The organism is Anabaena sp. UHCC 0253 (assembly GCF_009712085.1).
GTDB lineage: Bacteria > Cyanobacteriota > Cyanobacteriia > Cyanobacteriales > Nostocaceae > Dolichospermum.
In genome coordinates this window covers 79,477-84,196 of sequence record NZ_VILD01000004.1, presented here as the reverse complement: position 1 = coordinate 84,196, position 4,720 = coordinate 79,477, and the positions used below count along the sequence as shown (strand labels likewise).

At 37.8% G+C, this 4,720-nt stretch carries 2 protein-coding genes and 2 pseudogenes; all 4 read right to left on the bottom strand.

Annotation, left to right across the window (positions count from 1 at the left end):
• Positions 1 to 288: pseudogene (locus FJR38_RS28480) on the bottom strand (UPF0182 family protein); the annotation flags it as partial.
• Between the two features lie 2,280 nt (positions 289 to 2,568).
• Positions 2,569 to 2,946 (bottom strand): annotated as a pseudogene (locus FJR38_RS29010) (DUF4157 domain-containing protein); the annotation flags it as partial.
• Positions 2,947 to 3,247: 301 nt separating this feature from the next.
• Complete coding sequence (locus FJR38_RS12225) at positions 3,248 to 3,475, bottom strand: hypothetical protein (RefSeq protein WP_168537311.1); 228 nt, start codon at positions 3,473 to 3,475, stop codon at positions 3,248 to 3,250.
• A gap of 445 nt (positions 3,476 to 3,920) precedes the next feature.
• Positions 3,921 to 4,720 (bottom strand): YbjN domain-containing protein (locus tag FJR38_RS27745; protein WP_217360014.1); only part of this gene is annotated, 800 nt, incomplete at its 5' end.

Here is a 4,720-nt window from a genome sequence, read left to right as displayed (position 1 = left end):
TGCTTGGAGAGGGACATCTGGATAATTTAATTCTCTGGCGGCAATTAGGACTTGTTGTTTTTCTGTTGTGTCTTGTGTCAGGCTATTTTTTATTTGATATCTATCAACATCAGCATCAGGAAATTTATAATAAGGGCGAATTTGTTGTAGTTGTCTGTTGGTTTTTAATAATGGTTCTTGATCCCAAAGACGAATATTCCGAATTGTCAAATCGTTGGCTTTAATATCAGCTTCGGTGAGTTTTCCTGATGGATTAAATGTTTGGGAATCCATTTTCTCTTGGACAAAGTCCCATATCCCCGCCACTCCCTCACTGGCTAAGACTTGAAATACATCAACAGTTTGTTCCAACCGACTGACCTTTTCTTCACCCAATTTTTTCACGGCTTGGGCGCGAATTGCTTCATAGGTGAAGCCCAAAATCTGCATTGCTAGGCTAAAGATCCCTTTGATGTCTAAGTTTTCTGGCATTTGAATACCAGCTTCTGCCATTGTGCCTGTCAGCCAGCCAATTAATCCTTGCTGGAGGTGCTTCCCGATATTCTTCATGAAGTTGAGGAAGCCTTGCTTCACCGCCTGAATCAAATTAGTCAAGAAACCAATCGGGTCTTTGAGGATTTGCCCAATTACGCCAGCAACTCGCGCTAGCACTTGCAAGAGCATTTGGGTTAGCTCAATAATCGTCTTGATGACTCCCACGATGAAGTCGAAAGCTTTTTGAATAAAACCTTTATTTGCCTCCTTCATTTCTTCAATGCGGGCATCTATCGCTTGCAAATTTTCTTGATATTTTTGGGCGAGACTCTCAATTAATTCGCCTTGTTTATCGTCAACATTCTGTTGTAATTCATCAAATTTGCCTTGAATCTCTGTTGCGGCTTCTTGTCCAACTGCTTGTAATTCTTGGGGGAGTTTTTGGACATATTGCTGTATTTCTTGTTTTCCATTAGCGATTTCTGCTTTCGCTTGGGTTAATCCTTGACTGACAATACTTACGACATTATTAATTACACCATCCATCTGGTTGATGTACAGTTGTCTTCCTTCTTGATAGAAGGCGTTAACTTCACTGGGCATACCAAACAATTTGTCCCACAACCATTTCCCTGGTCCTAAAATGCCGCCATAGCGATCATTTTTATAATCGTCCATGCGCTTACCAACGTAATCCTCAAAGGTTTTCTTGGCGTTTGCTGCTCCTGTATCAAAGGCTTGTTGTACTTTACTATCTAGTCCACTAAGTGTTTGTTCTACTTTTGTTTTCGTAGCTTCATAGATTTTATTAATATCACCTGCTATTTTCGTTCTTGCTTCTTCATCTTTGCCTTTTGTTCCTATTTGCTCACTTGATACCTGAGTTAAATTTTGTGTTTTCACAGTTTGCATTTGTTGTAAATGCTGTTGTGCTGTAGATTCAGCCGTAGCTTTGGCTGTAGTTATTAAGTTTTGCTCTTGTTGACGATATTCTGGACCTGCTTTTTCTGCGCTGGTTTGGGCTTGTTTTTTGCTGGCTAATGCACCTTGAAATTCTGGTTCGTTGGAATTTGCTAATTGCTCATCTGTTACTTTGGCTTCCGCCATTTGTTGGTCAAGTTTTTTACTGTCTTGTTGTAGTGGTGCTTCTACTTCACTTTGTGTTTTTGGTTTAGGTGCTGCTTTATCTGCGCCAATATTTGATGGTGCTGTTCCTGGTTCTGGTGGTGGTAGTGGTGTGACTTGTTTGGCTTCTATACCATTAGTGCTTGGTGGTTCTTTGGTTTTTTCTTCTAGTGAACCTTGGGAGTTTTTCTGTTCTTCTTTGACTGTTCCACTTAATTCCCCTTTCATGGAATCAAGTTTATTGTTTTTCTTAAAGTCATCAGCTTCTTCCAATGTTTTAGGAGCCATTTCCGCAATGCGCTCCATCAATTTGGCTTTGAAACCGGCTGCATCAAATGGTGGGGTTTCTGTTTGCCCCATGTCGCCAACATGATTACCTTGGGCTTTACTTTCTACTTCATTGCTAGGAGGTTGGGCTGCGGCTTGGGCTTGTTGAGATTTGGACTGGGCTGGATCATGTTGCTTATGTTGTCCAGCTACTGTCTGAGATTTACCTACTACTGCTTGAAAATCAGGATCTTGTTCTGCTGAAGCGGGAGCTTTTGCTCCACCTCCTGCTATAGCTGTACTGGCAGATCCACTGATGCTTGTGGTTTGGTTATTACTGGAGTTGTTGGTGGTGTCTGTTGCACCAGCAGCCGCTAGTTGTTTGCTGGGTTCTGTTGTGGTACTGGCTTTTTCTTGTTCACCTACTGGGGTATCCGCATTTTCAACAGTTTCATTACTTCCTTTGGCAGTTGCTACATTTTCAGAACTGGCTTTATTTGACTTTGCTGTTACTGTTTGAGAGGTTTTGGCGGTATTTTCATCTAAAGTGGATGATGTTTGTGAAGTTGATTTTTCTACCTGTGATTCATTATCTTCTTCTTTTTGTTCTGGAGGATTTTCGGCAATCTTGGATTCAATTTTATTTTCTTTCCGAGCAATTTTAGTTAATGATTTTGGTTGAACTGTATTCCCATTTTGCTGCACTACATGAGTCAATTCATGAGCTAATAAATGTTGCCCATCTCTACTTGTAGGATTATACGCTCCCTGTCTAAAAAATACATCTTGTCCTGTGGCAAATGCCTTAGCATTCAATGATTGATTTAGTTGATCTGATTTGCTATCTGTATGCACTCTCACACTACTAAAATCAGCCCCAAATGCCTGTTCCATAGGCTCTCTGACATCAGCCGCTATTTCTTGTCCACTGCCTTTTTTACTTTGAATACTATCTTCTATATTGTGATTATTTGATGTTTGCGTATTTTCTGATTCGCGTTGAATATTCTGTTGTCCTATATCAGGAAGATTTTGATTTTCTTGAAATGTGGGTTTATTTACTCTTCTATCTACCCTCATCCCTACTACTTCTCTATCGAATGTTTGATGAGTAGGATTTCTTTTTGTTTGAATATTCTGTTGTCCTATATCAGGGAGATTTTGATTTTTTTGAAATGTAGGTGTACTTACTTTTCTCTTTACACTTATTCCTACTACTTCTCTATCAAATGTTTGATGGGTGGGATTTCTTTTTCTTTGTGTTTGAATAGGGTGATCTATTGTTGATGTAGAGGGTGGTGTGTGGATTTTATTAACTACTTCTGTGGCAACGTTTTCTGCTTCTTGTTCATATTTATCGTTGGGTTGCCATATACCTAATTTAGGTTGTATATTTGGTTGGGTTGGTGGTTCGGGTGGGAATAGTGGGAACATTTTTCAAGTCCAGTCCATAGGATTTCCCTGGTTCGTTTTCTGTTTCTAGGTCTATGTCTGTACTTGGTGGTTGTGATTTTTTGAGGGTATCGCTTTCAAATGGCCTGGTTTGGAAGGGGTTTGACTGTGGTGCAGAGGTATTATTTTGGCTGGTTTTTGTAGTTCGACTCTGCATGATTACACCCACAGTTTTTTCAGGATATTGTTCTTATTTTGCCATAGTTTAGCAATAATTTGGGTATTCTGTTATGAAAATTATTTTAACTAAACTCTTGCTCGTAAAGGTGTAAGAAATCTTGAGAATGGGCAAAAATCTGCTTTTTTTATTCTAGTTCGACTATTTTATTACTATGTATAACTGCAATGTGATGCTTGCGGTGATGGTAGCGATCGCCCGAAAATCTATCTTTGCATCAGTATTTCTCGGAGTCTGGAGGAAGCTAATTTCTTTCAATTTATTAAATATATCCCTGGGCATTTTCTATGGCTTCAGTTGCTTGTCCTACTGCTTCACTAGCGATGTCTACGGACAGGGAAGCCGCTGTTACTGAATCTATAATGGCATTTATCAGTTACAAAATCTGTAATCCTATCCATCACCATTGATTTACTAATATTACTTATAACAACTTCTCTCTGCGAACTAAATTTGCTCTCAAGTCTTCAATTTCTACCAATAATTCTACTTCTTTATTACCAATTAGTGCATCACTTGGTAATTCTTGTAACCGTTGTTCAACACTATTAAATAATGTTTTTAAATCGGAAATTGCTTTTAAATCAGGAGCATTTATAGGTAGTTCGTCATCCTTTTGGCTCAAATTCTGTAATTTTTCTAAGAGTGACTGTATTCTTCCCGCTATTCCTGAATATCTTTGAATCAATTTAATATTTTTTGCGGATATTGTTATTTCTTTGAAAAAGATATTTGCTTGAATAAATATTGTTTCTCCTAATTCCCCTAATCTGGAAATAAGTTCTTTTTTTAGTTTTGCCAATATAGCATCAGTTTGTTTATGTTGATAAGGAGGCATTACTTGTAAAGCGTGATGAAATTGGGCAATTTCTTCTGGTGTTAATATTGCTAGTATATAGGGGTTTCTATTTTGGGTTTTAATATCCTCTTTTTGTTCATCAACAGCTATAATTAATGGTAACTGTTCAATTTCATCTGATGATTGATTAATTTCTTGATTTTGTTCTATTGGATTAATAGCTAACTCAGGAGAAATATCACTTTCAATTACATTTATAATTCCTGGTAGGTATTCATCCATCATGATGACATTAGCATAAACTAGATTTTTAATTAAGGCAAAACTCAGTTTATCTCCATCTACATCTATGCTGGTTTTGTAGCGAATTTCTCCATCATTAAAATCTAATTCAAAATTACCATTAATCATGCCATAATTTGCTC